The following is a 15,318-nucleotide window of genomic DNA, read 5'->3' as shown; positions in this document are numbered from 1 at the left end:
CCGTGTCGCTCTGTCCACACGAATAGACAGGAGCGCAAAATCCGACTAGCTCTAGGCGGAAGAGCTTTTCTTATCACGAGGCAGGTTGGATGACCCCCGGGGCAGCATTTTGCGCAGGACGGATCAGAGTTTATGCCGCGATGGCGGGGCTTTGCCTCATGCCCGGCATGGCCGTCGCGGAAGGCGTTCCGAGCTACAACCTCTATGGCCAACCCGGCCTCATCGACATGCCCACCGCCGAAATAGCACCCGACGCCACGCTCGGTCTGACCTATGGCCGGATGGATGACGCCAATCGCGGCTCTCTGAGCTTTCAGATCACCCCGCGGCTGATCGGCACGTTCCGCTATACCGGGATCGAGAATTTCGATCACCCGTCCAGTGTCGACGGCGTGTATTACGACCGCAGCTTCGATATCCGCTATCTGCTTCTCACCGAAACGAAAATTCGGCCGGCGGTCGCAGTCGGACTTCAGGATTTCATCGGCACCGGCATCTATAGCGGCGAATATATCGTCGCGACCAAGACGCTGACACCGGGGCTCAAGGTGACCGGCGGTCTCGGCTGGGGCCGTCTGGGCAGCTACAATTCCGTGGCCACGATCAGCGCCCGGTCCGACACGATCCTGGGCACCGGTGGCGTGCCCACCTATGACCGATGGTTCCGCGGCGATGTCGCGCCGTTCGGCGGGATCAGCTATTCACCCAACGACCGGCTGACCTTCACGCTGGAATATTCCTCCGACGCCTATGACGAAGAGCGTGCCTCCGGCGGCTTCGAACATGACTCTCCGATCAATTTCGGCGTCGATTACCGGCTCAAGAACGACGCTCAGCTGTCGCTATACTATGCCTATGGCAACACGCTCGGTGCACAGATCACCTTTCCGATCAATCCCAAAACCCAGGGCACGCCGGGCGGCAACGAAAGCGCCGGTCTGCCGGTCAAGGTACGCGCGCCGGGCGATGCCGGCGATCTGGGCTGGACTGCCGCACTCGACAACGCGGAAGCCAATTCGCGGCAACGGCTGATCACCAGCCTGGAACGCGAAAAACTGGAGGTGGAAGGTTTCGATCTCCAGCCGCGCAAAGCCACGCTGCGGCTGCGCAACCCGACCTATGGTGCACCGGCGCAAGCCATCGGCCGCGCCGCGCGGGTGATGACGCGGGTGTTGCCCGCCTCTGTCGAAGAGTTTGTCATCGTCCCGTCAGAGAACGGCATGGCGATGTCGGCCGTCACCCTGCGCCGCTCCGATCTCGAAGCGCTTGAAAACGACGCGGCCGTCGAGATGCTGGCCCGTACACGGATCACCGACGCGTTCGGCACGGCACCTGAGGCGGATCTCTCCGACTATCCGAAATTCATCTGGTCGCTGGCGCCCTACTACGCCTACTCGACCTTCGACCCCGAGAGCCCGCTGCGCATCGACCTTGGCGCACGACTGAGCGGCACACTGGAGATCACGCCGAACATCGTGCTTTCGGGCTCGATCAAGAAAAAGGTAGTCGGCAATCTCGACGACATCAGCCGCGTCGATGAATCGAAGCTGCCGCGCGTGCGCACCGATTACGGCGAATACGCCCGCGAGGGCGATCCGGCGATCGACTCGCTGACGCTCGATCTGTACGGGCGTCCGGGCCGCAACCTCTACAGCCGCCTGACCATGGGCTATCTGGAACAAATGTATGCCGGGGTCTCGGCGGAAGTGCTGTGGAAGCCGGCGGACAGCCGTCTGGCCCTGGGCGCCGAGCTCAACTATGTGCGGCGGCGCGATTATGATGTGATGTTCGGGCTTCAGGAGAACGTGACCGTCGATCCGGTCTCGGGTGTCGAACGCGAGATTCCGGATGTGAACGGCCATGTCTCTGCCTACTATGCCTTCGGCAACGGATTTCACGGGCAGGTCGATGTCGGCCGCTATCTGGCCGGCGATTACGGTGCGACCTTCACGCTGCATCGTGAGTTTGCAAATGGCTGGCGCATCGGTGCCTTTGCCACATTCACCGATGTCTCCGAGGACGATTTCGGCGAAGGCTCCTTCGACAAAGGCATTCTGCTGACGGTTCCGCTGTCGGTCGGCCTCGGCACGCCGTCGCGCCAGACCAATACAACCATACTCCGGTCGGTGCAGCGAGACGGCGGCGCACGGCTTTACGTGTCGAACCGGCTTTATGAGCAGGTGCGCACCTGGCACGAGCCGGATGTCGCGAAATCCTGGGGAAGGTTCTGGCGATGAAGACCCGCGCGATGCTCAGACTGGCTGCCCTGCTCGGGCTCGGCGCGGCGGTGGCCGGGTGCAGCAACGATCCTTATTTCACCAACCCGGTGACCAATATCTATTCGCTGATGTTCAGCGGCGACAAGGCTCCGTCCGCCGTCACCCAGCAGCAGATCCTACAGACGCTTTCAGCCACCGAGCTACCCGTGGCGTTTTTCAATGTCGACGAGCGCAATTCTCAGACGCTGCTTATCCAGATCGAAGAGAACGGACCGTACAAGACCTTTGCAACGGTCACCCGGCAGTCGATCGTGATGAATCACGGCATGATCACCGGAACGCGCGGACTCGGCGGAGATCTCATGTCGACGGAAGAAGAGGCGCTGCTCGACACGGTGCGCGCACGTCGGACCGGGCAGGTCAGCTATGTCCAGCGTTTCCTGACATCCGAGGGCGTCACCGAGACAGTCACCTATCGCTGCGGTGTCGAGCCCGACAAGCCCGTCGAGGTCGCCATGGGGCGGATCCGGACCAACGGTCAGGAAATGATCGCCGCATGCGAAAGCCCGGACGGCCCGCCCTTCGTCGATTACTACGTCGTGGATGCGGGCGGCGAGATTCTTGCGTCGCGGCAATGGCTGGGCGGGCTCACCGGGTATGTGGCGATGCATATGCTCCAGCGCTGATTGCGGTCAGTGCAGCGGGATCCGGCGCAGTACGGTCGCGGCCATCAGCTTGATATCGTAGCAAAGGCTCCGCTTCCGCAAATAGATCAGATCGAGCCGCGCCTTTCGGGGCACGCAGCGACGGCAATAGACCGCCTCGGTCTCGTCCTTGCTCAGGCACTCGGCAAGAAGACGTTCCTCGGTTCGGTGATAGGCCAGGGTGGCAAGACCGGTGACGCCCGGCCGCGCCTTCAGCACATCGCCGTAGATCTCGGGAAACATGTCGGTATAGCGGCGCAGCGGCGGGCGCGGACCGACAAAGCTGATATCCCCGCGCAGGATGTTCCACAGCTGCGGTAGCTCGTCGAGCCGGTAGCGACGCAGAAAGCCGCCCGTGGCGGTGATCCGGCTGGTCTTGTCGCCCCCGGAAACGCCTCTGTCGGCATCGTCCGGGCGCATCGAGCGGAATTTCCACAGCAAAAAGCCCTGTTCCGGCGTCTTCATCCGCTCAGAAAGGTAAAGCACCGGCCCACCGTCGCGCAGCAGGATCGCCAGCGCGACAATCGCGATCAGCGGAGCCAACAGAATTATCAGGACCAGAGAAGCCAGAATATCGAACACGCGCTTGCCCGTGGTCATCCGTCGTCATCCAATTCTCGCCGCCGTGGGACGGCCATTTCCCGCTCATTCTCCGCGTTGCGAGGTGTCAGGGTCACGCGGAATCGTCCATATGAGATTTACGACGACAAGAGGCTGTCTATCACCAGCGACAACCGCTAAGAAAGCCCAAGATACTGCGGATGATTTTCCTTGGGGGGACCTGCATTGCTCGTACTACGCAATTTCTTCGCCGCCTGCGCAGCACTGTTGCTCATTGCAAGCTGTAGCCTGCCGCGTGGCGCGGCGTTGCAATCCGAGGTGCTCAACGAATCCTCGGCCGAAAACCCCACATTCCAGGTCGTTGCGGTAACCCGTGCGAACATGCCGGCGATCGCATCATGGCCGCAGACCGGGCTCGGCAACGAATACGGTTGGCCAAGCACCTCGACCGGCGCGAATTCCAATGTAATCAATACCGGCGACAAGGTGGATATCGTCATCTGGGACGGCCAGGAAAACTCCCTTCTGACCAACGCTTCCGAGAAGTCGACAGTACTGCCGAAGGTCGAAGTCGGCCCGGACGGCTCGATCTTTCTGCCCTATGTCAACGAGGTCTACATCCGAGGTCTCACTCCATTTGCGGCACGGAGCCGCGTGCAGGAGAAACTGATCCAGATTGCGCCCTCGGCGCAGGTGCAGCTCAGCCTGACACAGGGCCGGGTGAATTCGGTGGAGCTCGTCGGCGGCGTGGCCCAGCCCGGCGCCTATCAAATGCCGTCGCGCAACTATAAGGTGCTCGGTCTAATCGCGGATGGCGGTGGCATCAGCCCCACCATGCGCAACCCGCGCGTCAGGCTGATTCGCGGCAGTGCCACCTATGAGATTTCGGCCTCGAAACTTCTCGAAAGCGGTGCTCGCAACACGCTGCTGCGACCCGGCGATACGATTGTCGTCGAGCAGGGCGACCAAAGCTTTACCGCGCTCGGCGCTTCCGGCCGCGAAGACCTGATCTATTTCCCCAAGGACGATCTGACCGCGATGGAGGCAATTTCGCTGATGGGCGGGCTGTCTGACAATCGCGCCAACCCCAAGGGGGTTCTGGTGCTTCGGGAATACAATGTGAAGCATCTGCGTTCCGATGGCAGCGCGCCTCGCATGCAGCAGGTTGTCTTCAGCTTCGACCTGACCTCGGCGGACGGGCTCTTCGCGGCAAAGAAATTCCAGATCAACCCGGGAGACTCGGTGCTTGCAACGGAATCTCCGCTGAGCAGCACGCAGACCGTGTTTAACCTGGTCGGCTCGGTCTTCGGCCTCACGCGTCAGATCACGACGGTGGCGAACTGATTGCGCGGCCTCTGGTCGTACAAGAAAAAGGGGCGTCCGAACCGGGCGCCCCTTTCTGTATGATCCTTCAGATGCCTTTGGTGGCGCGGGCCGTTACTCGGCAGCCGGACTCATCGACGCGAGATAAGCGTAAACGTCGGCGGCACCTTCTCTGAGTTTGAAGGTCATCCCCGAGCGCGCGCCGGCATCATCGAGATAGGATTTCAGGAAGGCCGTAGGATCCTGAACATATTCCTCGAACGTCGCCTCGTCCCAGACGAGGCCTTTGGCATTCGCCGCCTCAATGGAATCGCGGTAGCGGAAATCCTCGACCGAACCGGCCGGACGGCCGATGACGCCATAAAGGTTCGGACCGGTGCGGCCACCTTTGACGATGGTCTCGCCGGCGTCGTCGGTGATCGTGTGGCAGGAGCGGCAGCGCTTCATAAAGATCTCTTCGCCCTCGGCCGCGTCCTGCGCATGAGCCGAGGTGGCAAGAGTCACTGCGGCGATGGCCGTGGCTATCTTGAATTTCATGGTTTTGTCTCCCGTGACGCGTATCCGATCCGGAACCTAGCTCAAGGGAAATGAAATCAACAATAGGCCGTGCCTGTATATGCGACCATATGCCAAGGGTGCTTGACGCCTGCGCGCCGCGAGAGGAAACAGGCGGCATGGACAACACCATTCCCGCCTGGGTTGACGGAACCCTGACACCGGTCGACAAGATTGAGGTGCATCTGCGCGGCCTGCGCCACAAGGCCGTGTCGGTCTTTGTCCTGCGCGGCGACAGGTTGCTGATCCAGCGCCGGGCGCTCGAAAAATATCATACGCCCGGTCTCTGGGCGAACACCTGCTGCACACACCCACATTGGAACGAGCTCCCCGCCGATTGCGCCGCACGGCGGCTTGCCGAGGAGCTGGGGATTACCGGCCTCGCGCTGAGCCCGCGCGGGCAGGTGGAATACCGCGCCGGGGTGGGCGGTGGCATGATCGAGCACGAGCTCGTCGATCTGTTTGTCGGCGAGGCACCGGAGGGGATGAAAATCGACCCTAATCCAGCGGAAGTCATGGAATTCGCCTGGGTCGATCTGGAGGTTCTGGCGCGGCAGACGGACGAGAGCCCCGAGCGTTTCACGCCATGGCTACGGATTTATTTGCGCAAACACGCAGATCAGATTCTAGCGCGGTAATCCCAACGGGCGGTGGGCAGATTGCCCACCCTACACATCTCAGCGGCGGCGGCGGAGATAGACGTAATAGGCACCGGACCCGCCATGCTTGCCATGCGCCTCCGAAATCTGAAGCACCGCCTGCGCCACCGGCGGCATGCGCAGCCATTGCGGCACCTGGGTTTTCAGCACACCCCGGCGGCGCGGCATCGGATCGTGCGGATCTTCGCGCAGGCCCTTGCCGGTGATCACCAGCACCAGACGGAGCCCGCGCGTCTGCGACGTAAGTATAAAGCGGACCAGTTCCGGATGTGCGCGATCCAGCGTCATCCCATGCAGGTCGAGCCGCGCCTCAGGGACCAGCTTGCCGCGTTTCATCCGGGTAAAGGCCTTGGAATCCATGCGCACCGGCTCCCGCGAGAGCCGGTCGGAAGTGGTGCCGAGAAAATCATGCGATTCCGGTGGCGGCTTGGCCCCGCTGCCGAGACCGAACGTGGGAAACGGATCGGGCAGGGCAGGGGACGGTTTGCGCGGGCCGTTTTCCGGCGCTTTCGGTGCCGCGGGAGCGATCCGCTCACGAGGTTTGCCCGGCAGGCGCTCGGCGGTCTTTGCCACCTGCTGCCACAGCTCCAGCTCTTCGGGGCGCAGACGGCGCCGGCTCATAGCACCGATTCCGGTAGCAGCGCATAGGCACGCTGGATTGGCAGGAACACCACCAGCCGGCCCGGATCCTTCAGCTGACCGGCCAGCTGACCGGCGGTGTCGCCAGTGCCGAAAAAGATATCGGCCCGCTGCGCCCCCTTGATTGCCGAGCCGGTATCCTGCGCGATCATCAGCCGCCGCAGAGGCGAGCTACCATCCTTCTCGATCCAGACCGGCGCGCCAAGCGGAGTGAAAGCCGGATCGACGGCAATAGACCGCATGGCGGTGATCGAGCGGTTCATCGCGCCGAGCGGACCTTTTTCGGCGGGAACCTCGCTTACTTCGCGAAAGAACACGTAGGACGGGTTGTGATAGAGCAGCTCCTGCCCGTCGAACGGGTTGCTCCGGACCCAGGACTTGATGCGCTGCGCCGAGACCTGATGCGCGTTGAACGTGCCGCGCCGCACCAGCTCCTGCCCGACGGAACGGTAAGGATGGCCGTTGGCACCGCCATAGCCGACGCGGATATGCCGCCCGTCAGGCAGGCGGATACGCCCCGAACCCTGGATTTGCAGAAAGAACAGTTCTACCGGGTCATCGACCCAGGCAATTTCCAGACCGCGCCCCGACATCACCCCGGAGTTCAGAATATCACGCCGGCTGAGCCAGGGGCCGGTGCCCTGCGCTTCGGGCGGCATGCTGTAGATCGGATAACGGTAGCGCGGCCCGGGGTTCAGCGCGCCGTCGAGCTCGGGCTCGAAATAGCCGGTGAACAGGCCTTCGCCGCCATCGCCGATCTGCACCGGGCGAAAGAAAAGCTCGAAGAAATCACGGGCATCCGATGTTTCACGTGCAACGGCGCAGAGGCTGACCCAATCCGGTTCGCGCAGATCGCCGCAGGTCTCGAGAAACACCGACAGAGCGGCGGCGTGATCGTCCTCGGCCCAGCCGTCCAGATCGGCGAAGTCGAGGATCTCGTAGGTGGTTTCGGTGTCCGCCGCGCTCATGGTGCCTGCCAGTGCCATGCCCGCCACAAGCGCGGCACGGATCGCCCGTCGCATTATTCGTCGGTCGCGACCAGCTGCCAGTTCGGATCGTCGCTGCCCATGTTGCGGGCATAGGTCCAGACGTCCTTCTGGCGCTTGACCGCAGTGGCGCTGCCCTCGACGATCTCGCCCTCGGCATTCTTCACCACCGAGGTCAGCTCGCCAACATATTTCACCGTGATCTCGGCCAGCTTGCTGTCATCGTCAAAGCTTGCATCGGCCAAGGTCATCTCGCGCACGCCGACAAATTCCGCCTCGATGGTCAGGCCCTGATCGGCGCGAGCCTGGATGACCTGCGCAAAGGTCTCGTAGATCTCATTCGACAGGAAGGGCTTGAGATCCTCGATCTCGCCATTGTCGAACCCCATGAGGATCATTTCATACGCGCCGCGCGCACCGGAGAGGAACTCCCCGACATTGAAAGAGGGCTCGGCCCGCTTCATCTTCGCCAGCGCTTCGGCGGCATCGCTGCCCTCAGGCACATGGTCGACGATATCGCGATCCGGGCCGCCTTCGATGACCTCGAATTCGCGCTTGGCCTCCTCACGCTTGCCCGGCGCGGGAACCGGCGGTTTCTCGAACCCGTCGCGCGTCCCCAGAACGCTGCGCAACCGCAGGATCAGGAAAATCGCGATCCCGGCAAGGACCAGCAGCTGGACGATCGGCGTGTTCATCGGCACCTCATGCGCAGAAACGTGGAAGTTCTCTCGTTGCATCCCTATGTAAGTGCTGGGTTCCGGCAAGTCTACCGGCGCCCGGACGCAAGGGAGACCCATCATGTGGCTTTTTCTGGCATTCCTGCTGGTGCCAATCGTTGAAATCGCGCTGTTCATCCAGGTCGGCGGGCTGATCGGGCTGTGGCCGACGCTGGCCATCGTGGTGCTGACGGCGATGCTCGGCACCTGGCTGGTGCGATCGCAGGGGCTGCGGGCGATGAGCGATTTACAGGGCTCTTTTTCCCGTCTGGAAGACCCGAGCGCACCGCTTGCGCATGGCGCGATGATCCTGCTGGCGGGCGCGCTGTTGCTGACACCGGGGTTTTTCACCGATGCGGTCGGCTTTGCGCTGCTCTCGCCGCCGGTGCGCGTGGCGGTGATGCGCTATTTGTCGCGCCGCGTCACCGTGGCGCGGTTCGAGATGGGCAGCCGCGGCCCGCAGCCGCGACCCGACATGAGGCGCGATCCGCGCGGATCTCAGCCCGGCGACGTGATCGAGGGCGAATATACGGAAATTCCCCAAGACAAACGGCCCAACCATCCCGGTTCCGGCTGGACGAGGCATTGAGGCGCACAGCCCCGCCTGCTATTGCAGTGCAAACCTCGTTTCAGGAGAGACATTATGGCAGAGACCCCTCAGAACGGCGCGAGCGAGGCGCCGGCGCCCGTGAAGATGAACGTTCTCGCACAATTCGTGCGCGATCTGTCCTTTGAAAACATCCTGGCCCAGAAGGGCAGCGCGGGCGAGGTTCAGCCCGACGTTCAGGTTCAGGTCAATCTCGACGCCAAGAAGCGCAGCACCGAACATCAGTACGAAGTGGTGATGAAGCTCAAGGTGGTGTCCAAGGGTAAGGACAGCGACGTAACGCTTTTCCTGCTCGAAATGGACTATGCCGGGGTGTTCCATATCGAGAACGTGCCGGACGAGCAGATGCATCCGTTCCTGCTGATCGAATGCCCGCGGATGATCTTCCCTTTCGCGCGCCGCATCATCTCCGACATCACCCGTGACGGTGGTTTCCCGCCGCTGAATCTGGAAATGATCGACTTCGTTGCGCTTTACCGCAACGAGCTGGCGCGTCGGCAGCAGGCGGCGGCAAGCGGCGAACAGAAGCTCGACGCCTGAGGGCTCAGCCGCGCGTCCAGAGCGCGTTTTCCCCGAGTTTTTCGACAAAGGCGGCGTGAGCCGCCTTTTCTTCTTCGGTGATCCGGGGCGGCAGCGGCACCGGGCGACGGCTCGGGCGCCAGTCGTCGGACATATCCGCGCCGCCGCTATTCTGCCGCTGCGGCGTCAGGACGAGATCGGGCTGCTTGCCGCCGATCAGCTCAAGATAGACTTCCGCCAGGATTTCACTGTCGAGAAGCGCGCCGTGCAGCGTCCGCGACGAGTTGTCGATGCCGAAGCGGCGGCAAAGCGCATCCAGCGAGGCGGGAGAGCCGGGGAATTTGCGCCGGGCGATGTCCAGCGTGTCGATGGCGCAGTCGCGCGGCAGGAGCGGCCGACCCGACCAGCGCAGCTCGGCATTGAGAAATTTCACATCGAAGGCGGCGTTGTGGATCACCAGCTTGGCATCGCCGATGAAGCTGCGGAACTCGTCGACGATCTTGGCAAAGACCGGCTTGTCGCGCAGGAAATCGTCGCCCAGACCGTGCACCTCGAAGGCCTCCTGCGGCATCGAGCGTTCGGGGTTGATATACTGGTGATAGGTGTTGCCGGTGGGAACGTGATTAAAAAGTTCGACCGCGCCGATCTCGACAATCCGGTCGCCCTGTTCCGGTTCGAAGCCGGTGGTTTCGGTGTCGAGCACGATCTCACGCATGGCGCCGCCTTTCGATATCTTCCAGAACAAACTGCACCTGCGCGCCGGCATGCTCAAGCGTATCGGTGACGATGACATAATCGGCGCGGGCGCATTTTTCGTCACTCGGCATCTGCCGGGCCAGGATACGGTCGAGATCCTCCGCGCTCATCGTGCCGCGCGCAAGCACCCGCTCACGCTGCAATTGGGCGGGAATCGTGACACATGCGACCGCGTCCATCTCCGCATCTCCACCGGTTTCGAACAGCAACGGGATGTCGAAGACGACGATCCTGTCGGCATGGTTGCCGGCAAATGTCTCTCGGTCCTGGCGCACCAGCGGATGCACGATGGCCTCGATCCGGGACAAGGCGTCGGCATCGGCGGCGATGATCTCGCGCAGCCGGTCGCGCGAGACCGCACCGTCCTCGATGGCCTGTGGAAACGCGGCCTGTAAAGGGGCAACCGCCGCGCCGTCCCTAGAATACAGCCGATGCACTGCCGCATCCGCGTCCCAGATTGCGCAGCCGCGTTCGGCAAACATCGCGGCGGTGGTGGATTTGCCCATGCCAATGGAACCGGTGAGGCCGAGACGGAAGCTCATGACAGGATCGCGGCGCGGGTCTCGTCATCGACCTCGGGGCGCTGCCCGAACCAGCGTTCGAACCCGGGCACAGCCTGGTGGATCAGCATGCCCAGCCCATCGACGCAGGTGCAGCCCCGCTCCGCCGCAACACGCAGCAGCCGGGTTTGCAGCGGCACATAGACCAGATCGGTCACAACCGTGCCGGGTCGGAGCCCGTCGAGCGGCACGCGCAGTTCCGGCTTGCCGGTCATGCCGAGCGAGGTCGAATTCACCACCAGTGCCGCTTCTTCCAGCGCATTGCCCGCCTGCACCCATTCCACCACGGTGATCCGCGAGCCGAAATCCTCGCGCAGCTTTTCCGCGCGCAGCCGCGTGCGGTTGCTGATGCGGATTTCCGGCACGCCGACCTCGAGCAACGAGGCGATCACCGCCCGCGCCGCGCCACCGGCACCAAAGAGCATGGCAGGACCGGCTTTCGGATCCCAGCCGGGCGCGCCCTGGCGCAGGTTTTCGATGAAGCCGTAACCGTCGGTGTTGTCGGCGTGAATGCGCCCGTCCTGGCGGAAAATGATGGTATTGGCCGCGCCGATCAGCGTGGCGCGGTCGGAGACCAGATCGGCGATCTCCATCATCTTTTCCTTATAGGGAATGGTCACGTTGACGCCGACAAAGCCCAGATCCGGCAACATACGCATGGCGGCTTCGAGCTTGTCCGGCGCGATCTCCATGGGGATGTAGTGACCCGGCAGCCCGTATCTGCGCAGCCAGTGGCCATGCAGCAGCGGCGAGCGGGAATGTGCAACCGGCGATCCGATCACGCCGGCGAGCGGTATACGTGCAACAGTCATGCGGCGATGATCCCCCGGACCGAAAGAAAGGCAAGCAGTTCGAGCAGCGGCAACCCGAGAATGGTGAAGTGATCGCCCTCGATACGCGCAAAGAGGCGGACCCCCTCTTCCTCGAGCTTATAGCCGCCGACGGAGTGACGGACGCTCTCCCAATTCCGCGCGAGATAATCGTCGAGATAGGCGTCCGAGAACTCCCGCATAACCAGCCGCGCCGTGCCGACATGGCGCCAGAGCGGTTCGCCGGCCTGATAGATCACCGCGCCGGAAAACAGCTGATGCCGCTGACCGCGCAGGCGCAACAGCTGCGCGCGGGCATCCTCCGGTGTTTCAGGCTTGATAAATATCTCGGTGCCGAGCGCGAGGATCTGGTCACAGCCAAGAACGAACGCCTCCGGATGGCGCTGCGAGACGCGACGGGCTTTGAATTCGGCCAGAGCATCGGCCATGTCGCGCGGCCCGGCACCTTCCTGGGCCAGCGAGTCGCGAAGCGCGGATTCGTCGATGCGCGGCCTCTCGATTCGGAAGGGCACAGCGGCGTTTTGCAGCATCTCTGCCCGGATCTGCGAGCCGGACGCCAGAATGAACGGCGGGGCCATGTGGAAAAACCTGTCGAAATCTAAGGGGTCTTGTCAGGGGAGCGTTCTGGGGAAAATTGCTCTGACATGCAAGCCGGGGGACAACCGGCACAGCTCACGATGCGCCGAGCCGAGTCGTTCCGCTGTGAGGAAGGATAACTTCGCACTGAGGATGAGTTTCGGTGAAGGTCAACTGTCCCAAGGTTATTCAGTGGACAATAATAATGTTCAAGATATTGAATTTAAAACATTAATTTAATATTCAAGCCGGTGCTATGGGCCGTTGCGCACAGAATTGCCCACAGCTCTGCCAGCTTGGGACAAGATGCGCATAAGCGAATAATCCACCGGCGCGATAGACCCCTAATCTCAAAATCATCTTTTCTCTTCTTTCTTAAAATACAGTTTCGAGACCCGATCCGGGACTGTGTGCGAGAGAGATTGACTCGAGGGGCGGGGAGCATTACCTCCCTTTGCGATACCCGTCCGGGTGTGATTTTCCCAGAGACCGACAGATACGGGGCCGTATGACCGGCCCGGAAGGATTCACGATGAGCACCGAGAAGCTCAACCTCTCCGACCTGAAGGCGAAGAGCCCCAAAGATCTGCTCGCCATGGCCGAGGAGCTCGAGATCGAGAACGCCTCGACCATGCGCAAGGGCGAGATGATGTTCCAGATCCTGCGCGAACGCGCGGATGAGGACTGGCAGATCTTTGGCGATGGCGTTCTGGAGGTGCTTCAGGACGGGTTCGGTTTCCTGCGCTCTCCCGAGGCTAACTATCTGCCCGGTCCCGACGATATCTATGTTTCACCGGACATGATCCGGAAATACTCGCTGCGTACGGGCGACACGGTGGAGGGCGAGATCCGCGCACCCGATGGCGAGGAGCGCTATTTCGCGCTGGTCGATGTCACCAAGATCAATTTCGAGGATCCCGAGCGCGCGCGTCACAAGATCGCCTTCGACAACCTGACGCCGCTCTATCCAGATGAGCGTCTGACCATGGAGATCGAGGATCCGACGATCAAGGACCGCTCGGCCCGGATCATCGACCTGGTCTCGCCCATCGGCAAAGGTCAGCGTTCGCTGATCGTGGCGCCGCCGCGGACCGGTAAGACGGTGCTGCTCCAGAATATCGCGACGAGCATCGAAAAGAACCATCCGGAGTGCTACCTGATCGTGCTGCTCATCGACGAGCGGCCGGAAGAGGTGACGGATATGCAGCGTTCGGTGAAGGGGGAGGTTATTTCCTCGACCTTCGACGAACCGGCGACGCGGCACGTTGCGGTTTCGGAAATGGTCATCGAGAAAGCCAAGCGCCTGGTGGAGCATAAACGAGATGTTGTGATCCTTCTGGACTCGATTACCAGACTTGGTAGAGCGTTCAACACTGTTGTGCCGTCCTCGGGTAAGGTGCTGACCGGTGGTGTGGATGCCAACGCATTGCAGCGACCGAAGCGGTTCTTCGGCGCGGCGCGGAATATCGAAGAGGGCGGATCGCTGACGATCATCGCCACGGCCCTGATCGACACAGGATCGCGTATGGATGAGGTGATCTTTGAGGAATTCAAGGGCACCGGCAACTCTGAGATCGTGCTGGATCGGAAGGTTGCGGACAAGCGGGTCTTCCCCGCGATCGACATTCTGAAATCGGGTACGCGGAAGGAAGATCTTCTGGTCGACAAGATCGACCTACAAAAGACCTTTGTGCTGCGGCGGATCCTGAACCCGATGGGCACCACGGATGCCATCGAATTCCTGCTGTCGAAACTCAAGCAGACCAAGACAAACTCGGAATTCTTCGACTCGATGAACAGCTAGGACCGGCCGGGAGGCAGGTTTGGACACCATCTTTGCCCTTGCGAGCGCGCCGGGAAAGGCCGGCGTGGCAGTGATCCGCGTTTCCGGGACAAAAGCCTGGGACGCTGCGTCACGTCTTGCCGGAACCTTGCCTGCTTCGCGCCAGGCTGTGCTGCGGCGGTTGCGGGATACGGAGGGGCAGGTTCTCGACGAGGCGCTGCTGCTGTTGTTCGAGGAGGGAGCCAGCTTTACCGGTGAGGCAGTTGCCGAGTTTCATTTGCATGGAAGCGCGGCGATCCAGCGGGCGGTGCTGCGTGCGCTTGAGGAGATGGATGGGCTGCGGCTTGCGGAGGCGGGAGAATTTACCCGCCGAGCGCTTGAAAACGATCGCCTTGATCTGACGCAGGTCGAGGCTTTGGCGGATCTGATCGAATCCGAGACTGAAACCCAAAGGGTGCAGGCGCTACGCGTTTTTGGTGGTGCGCTCGGAAAAACGGTTGAGGTCTGGCGGCGGGATCTGATCGAGGCGGCATCCCTGCTAGAGGTCACCATTGATTTCGCGGATGAAGAGGTTCCGGTGGATGTGTCGGATCGGGTGGCGGAACTGATCGCTTTGGTCTCCGGATCGCTGGATCGTGAGCTTTCCGGAATCGACGCGGCGGAGCGGATCCGGATGGGGTTTGAGGTGGCCATTCTGGGGGCGCCGAACGTCGGGAAGTCCAGCTTGCTGAATGCGCTGGCGGGGCGCGAGGCCGCAATCACGTCGGAGATTGCCGGGACGACTCGGGATGTTATCGAGGTGCGCATGGATATCTCAGGACTCCCGGTAACCTTGCTCGATACGGCGGGCTTGCGCGAGACTCAGGATCCGGTTGAAAAGATCGGGATTGCGCGCGCGAGAGAACGGGCGAAGGCCTCCGATCTGAGAGTCGTTTTGGTGGATGAGCGCGGCGTGCCGGAGATGGAGCTGGGCGCTGAAGATATCGTGCTGCGATCCAAGGCGGATCTGACTGGCGATTCCGGGGGAATTTCCGCATTTAGCGGGCAGGGTGTCGATCTGTTGATAGCAGAGATCGGTGCTCGGCTGTCGGATAAGGTTCAGGCCGCTGGGCTGGCAACGCGGGAACGGCATCGTGTTGCCTTTATCCAGGGAAAATCCGCGCTGGAAGCTGCGAGCGAGATGCTAAGACGGGGGCCAGACTGGTATGATCTTGCAGCGGAAGAAATCCGTACCGCGATTCGAAGCCTAGAACTACTGATCGGTCGGGTTGATGTGGAAAATCTTTTGGACGAGATTTTCTCGAGTTTCTGCCTCGGGAAGTAAG

17 protein-coding genes are annotated in these 15,318 nt (G+C 61.9%); 8 read left to right on the top strand and 9 right to left on the bottom strand.

From position 1 onward, the window contains the following. Nucleotides 1-158 precede the first annotated feature (158 nt). Complete coding sequence (locus tag I6N89_RS02255) at nt 159-2,237, top strand: YjbH domain-containing protein (protein ID WP_236016375.1); 2,079 nt, start codon at nt 159-161, stop codon at nt 2,235-2,237. 11 nt (nt 2,238-2,248) lie between these two features. Beyond that, entirely contained in the window at nt 2,249-2,905 is a 657-nt protein-coding gene (locus tag I6N89_RS02250) for a YjbF family lipoprotein (RefSeq protein ID WP_236016374.1), read from the top strand. Nucleotides 2,906-2,911: 6 nt separating this feature from the next. On the opposite strand, the gene I6N89_RS02245 is transcribed toward I6N89_RS02250, so the two are convergent. Beyond that, nucleotides 2,912-3,523 carry a sugar transferase gene (locus I6N89_RS02245; RefSeq protein WP_207016588.1) on the bottom strand — a complete coding sequence of 204 codons (612 nt, stop codon included), beginning with the start codon at nt 3,521-3,523 and terminating at the stop codon, nt 2,912-2,914. Nucleotides 3,524-3,694: 171 nt separating this feature from the next. On the opposite strand from I6N89_RS02245, the gene I6N89_RS02240 reads away from it, so the two are divergent. Beyond that, a complete protein-coding gene (locus I6N89_RS02240; protein ID WP_236016373.1) occupies nt 3,695-4,828 on the top strand; it encodes a polysaccharide biosynthesis/export family protein in 1,134 nt (377 codons plus the stop codon). 93 nt (nt 4,829-4,921) lie between these two features. Here I6N89_RS02240 and I6N89_RS02235 read toward each other — a convergent pair whose 3' ends face one another. Next, on the bottom strand, nt 4,922-5,344 hold the full coding sequence (locus I6N89_RS02235; protein WP_207016587.1) for a c-type cytochrome: 423 nt from the start codon (nt 5,342-5,344) through the stop codon (nt 4,922-4,924). A gap of 137 nt (nt 5,345-5,481) precedes the next feature. On the opposite strand from I6N89_RS02235, the gene idi reads away from it, so the two are divergent. Further along, nucleotides 5,482-6,000: an isopentenyl-diphosphate Delta-isomerase gene (gene idi, locus I6N89_RS02230; RefSeq protein ID WP_207016586.1), complete on the top strand. Its 519-nt coding sequence runs from the start codon at nt 5,482-5,484 to the stop codon at nt 5,998-6,000. 39 nt (nt 6,001-6,039) lie between these two features. Here the strand turns inward: idi and I6N89_RS02225 are convergent, their stop codons facing one another. Genes I6N89_RS02225 through I6N89_RS02215 form a run of 3 tightly spaced genes read right to left on the bottom strand, consistent with a single transcriptional unit; the run spans nt 6,040 to nt 8,341 of the window. Beyond that, nucleotides 6,040-6,642 carry a Smr/MutS family protein gene (locus I6N89_RS02225; RefSeq protein WP_207016585.1) on the bottom strand — a complete coding sequence of 201 codons (603 nt, stop codon included), beginning with the start codon at nt 6,640-6,642 and terminating at the stop codon, nt 6,040-6,042. Continuing rightward, a complete protein-coding gene (locus I6N89_RS02220; protein ID WP_207016584.1) occupies nt 6,639-7,682 on the bottom strand; it encodes a murein transglycosylase A in 1,044 nt (347 codons plus the stop codon). The genes I6N89_RS02225 and I6N89_RS02220 overlap by 4 nt, the downstream gene beginning before the upstream one ends. Beyond that, nucleotides 7,682-8,341 (bottom strand): Tim44/TimA family putative adaptor protein, encoded by a 660-nt coding sequence (locus tag I6N89_RS02215; protein ID WP_207016583.1) that lies wholly within the window; start codon nt 8,339-8,341, stop codon nt 7,682-7,684. Before I6N89_RS02215 ends, I6N89_RS02220 begins: the two co-directional genes overlap by 1 nt. Before the next feature lie 103 nt (nt 8,342-8,444). Between I6N89_RS02215 and I6N89_RS02210 the strand changes: the two genes are divergently transcribed. Next, a complete protein-coding gene (locus I6N89_RS02210; protein ID WP_207016582.1) occupies nt 8,445-8,951 on the top strand; it encodes an FxsA family protein in 507 nt (168 codons plus the stop codon). 54 nt (nt 8,952-9,005) lie between these two features. Next, the gene (gene secB, locus I6N89_RS02205) at nt 9,006-9,509 is read left to right on the top strand and encodes a protein-export chaperone SecB (protein WP_207016581.1); all 504 of its coding nucleotides are present in this window, start codon (nt 9,006-9,008) and stop codon (nt 9,507-9,509) included. A 4-nt stretch (nt 9,510-9,513) separates the two neighbouring features. Here secB and dnaQ read toward each other — a convergent pair whose 3' ends face one another. From dnaQ to I6N89_RS02185, 4 genes are read right to left on the bottom strand one after another with little or no spacing between them, the layout of a single operon-like run. Continuing rightward, the gene (gene dnaQ / locus I6N89_RS02200) at nt 9,514-10,203 is read right to left on the bottom strand and encodes a DNA polymerase III subunit epsilon (protein ID WP_207016580.1); all 690 of its coding nucleotides are present in this window, start codon (nt 10,201-10,203) and stop codon (nt 9,514-9,516) included. Continuing rightward, nucleotides 10,196-10,786, bottom strand: a complete 591-nt coding sequence (coaE, locus tag I6N89_RS02195; protein ID WP_207016579.1) for a dephospho-CoA kinase — start codon at nt 10,784-10,786, stop codon at nt 10,196-10,198. Before coaE ends, dnaQ begins: the two co-directional genes overlap by 8 nt. Beyond that, nucleotides 10,783-11,616, bottom strand: coding sequence for a shikimate dehydrogenase (locus tag I6N89_RS02190; protein ID WP_207016578.1), 834 nt, complete (start codon nt 11,614-11,616; stop codon nt 10,783-10,785). The genes coaE and I6N89_RS02190 overlap by 4 nt, the downstream gene beginning before the upstream one ends. Then, nucleotides 11,613-12,212 carry a Maf family protein gene (locus I6N89_RS02185; protein ID WP_207016577.1) on the bottom strand — a complete coding sequence of 200 codons (600 nt, stop codon included), beginning with the start codon at nt 12,210-12,212 and terminating at the stop codon, nt 11,613-11,615. The genes I6N89_RS02190 and I6N89_RS02185 overlap by 4 nt, the downstream gene beginning before the upstream one ends. 530 nt (nt 12,213-12,742) lie before the next feature. Between I6N89_RS02185 and rho the strand changes: the two genes are divergently transcribed. Beyond that, the gene (rho, locus tag I6N89_RS02180) at nt 12,743-14,014 is read left to right on the top strand and encodes a transcription termination factor Rho (RefSeq protein ID WP_207016576.1); all 1,272 of its coding nucleotides are present in this window, start codon (nt 12,743-12,745) and stop codon (nt 14,012-14,014) included. Nucleotides 14,015-14,033: 19 nt separating this feature from the next. After that, on the top strand, nt 14,034-15,317 hold the full coding sequence (gene mnmE / locus I6N89_RS02175; protein ID WP_207016575.1) for a tRNA uridine-5-carboxymethylaminomethyl(34) synthesis GTPase MnmE: 1,284 nt from the start codon (nt 14,034-14,036) through the stop codon (nt 15,315-15,317). The last annotated feature ends 1 nt before the right edge of the window (nt 15,318 follow it).

Origin of the sequence: Salipiger abyssi (assembly GCF_017311415.1) — a bacterium.
In the GTDB taxonomy this organism is placed as follows: domain Bacteria; phylum Pseudomonadota; class Alphaproteobacteria; order Rhodobacterales; family Rhodobacteraceae; genus Salipiger; species Salipiger abyssi_A.
This window is presented reverse-complemented; position numbering and strand designations above follow the sequence as displayed.

Excerpts from the sequence above, each read along its gene's own strand:
- I6N89_RS02215 (WP_207016583.1), bottom strand. The coding sequence starts at position 8,341 with ATGAACACGCCGATCGTCCAGCTGCTGGTCCTTGCCGGGATCGCGATT.
- I6N89_RS02245 (WP_207016588.1), bottom strand. The coding sequence starts at position 3,523 with ATGACCACGGGCAAGCGCGTGTTCGATATTCTGGCTTCTCTGGTCCTG.
- I6N89_RS02225 (WP_207016585.1), bottom strand. The coding sequence starts at position 6,642 with ATGAGCCGGCGCCGTCTGCGCCCCGAAGAGCTGGAGCTGTGGCAGCAG.
- dnaQ (WP_207016580.1), bottom strand. The coding sequence starts at position 10,203 with ATGCGTGAGATCGTGCTCGACACCGAAACCACCGGCTTCGAACCGGAA.
- coaE (WP_207016579.1), bottom strand. The coding sequence starts at position 10,786 with ATGAGCTTCCGTCTCGGCCTCACCGGTTCCATTGGCATGGGCAAATCC.
- I6N89_RS02255 (WP_236016375.1), top strand. The coding sequence starts at position 159 with ATGCCCGGCATGGCCGTCGCGGAAGGCGTTCCGAGCTACAACCTCTAT.
- idi (WP_207016586.1), top strand. The coding sequence starts at position 5,482 with ATGGACAACACCATTCCCGCCTGGGTTGACGGAACCCTGACACCGGTC.
- I6N89_RS02235 (WP_207016587.1), bottom strand. The coding sequence starts at position 5,344 with ATGAAATTCAAGATAGCCACGGCCATCGCCGCAGTGACTCTTGCCACC.
- rho (WP_207016576.1), top strand. The coding sequence starts at position 12,743 with ATGAGCACCGAGAAGCTCAACCTCTCCGACCTGAAGGCGAAGAGCCCC.
- I6N89_RS02220 (WP_207016584.1), bottom strand. The coding sequence starts at position 7,682 with ATGCGACGGGCGATCCGTGCCGCGCTTGTGGCGGGCATGGCACTGGCA.
- I6N89_RS02250 (WP_236016374.1), top strand. The coding sequence starts at position 2,249 with ATGCTCAGACTGGCTGCCCTGCTCGGGCTCGGCGCGGCGGTGGCCGGG.
- secB (WP_207016581.1), top strand. The coding sequence starts at position 9,006 with ATGGCAGAGACCCCTCAGAACGGCGCGAGCGAGGCGCCGGCGCCCGTG.
- I6N89_RS02210 (WP_207016582.1), top strand. The coding sequence starts at position 8,445 with ATGTGGCTTTTTCTGGCATTCCTGCTGGTGCCAATCGTTGAAATCGCG.
- I6N89_RS02185 (WP_207016577.1), bottom strand. The coding sequence starts at position 12,212 with ATGGCCCCGCCGTTCATTCTGGCGTCCGGCTCGCAGATCCGGGCAGAG.
- I6N89_RS02190 (WP_207016578.1), bottom strand. The coding sequence starts at position 11,616 with ATGACTGTTGCACGTATACCGCTCGCCGGCGTGATCGGATCGCCGGTT.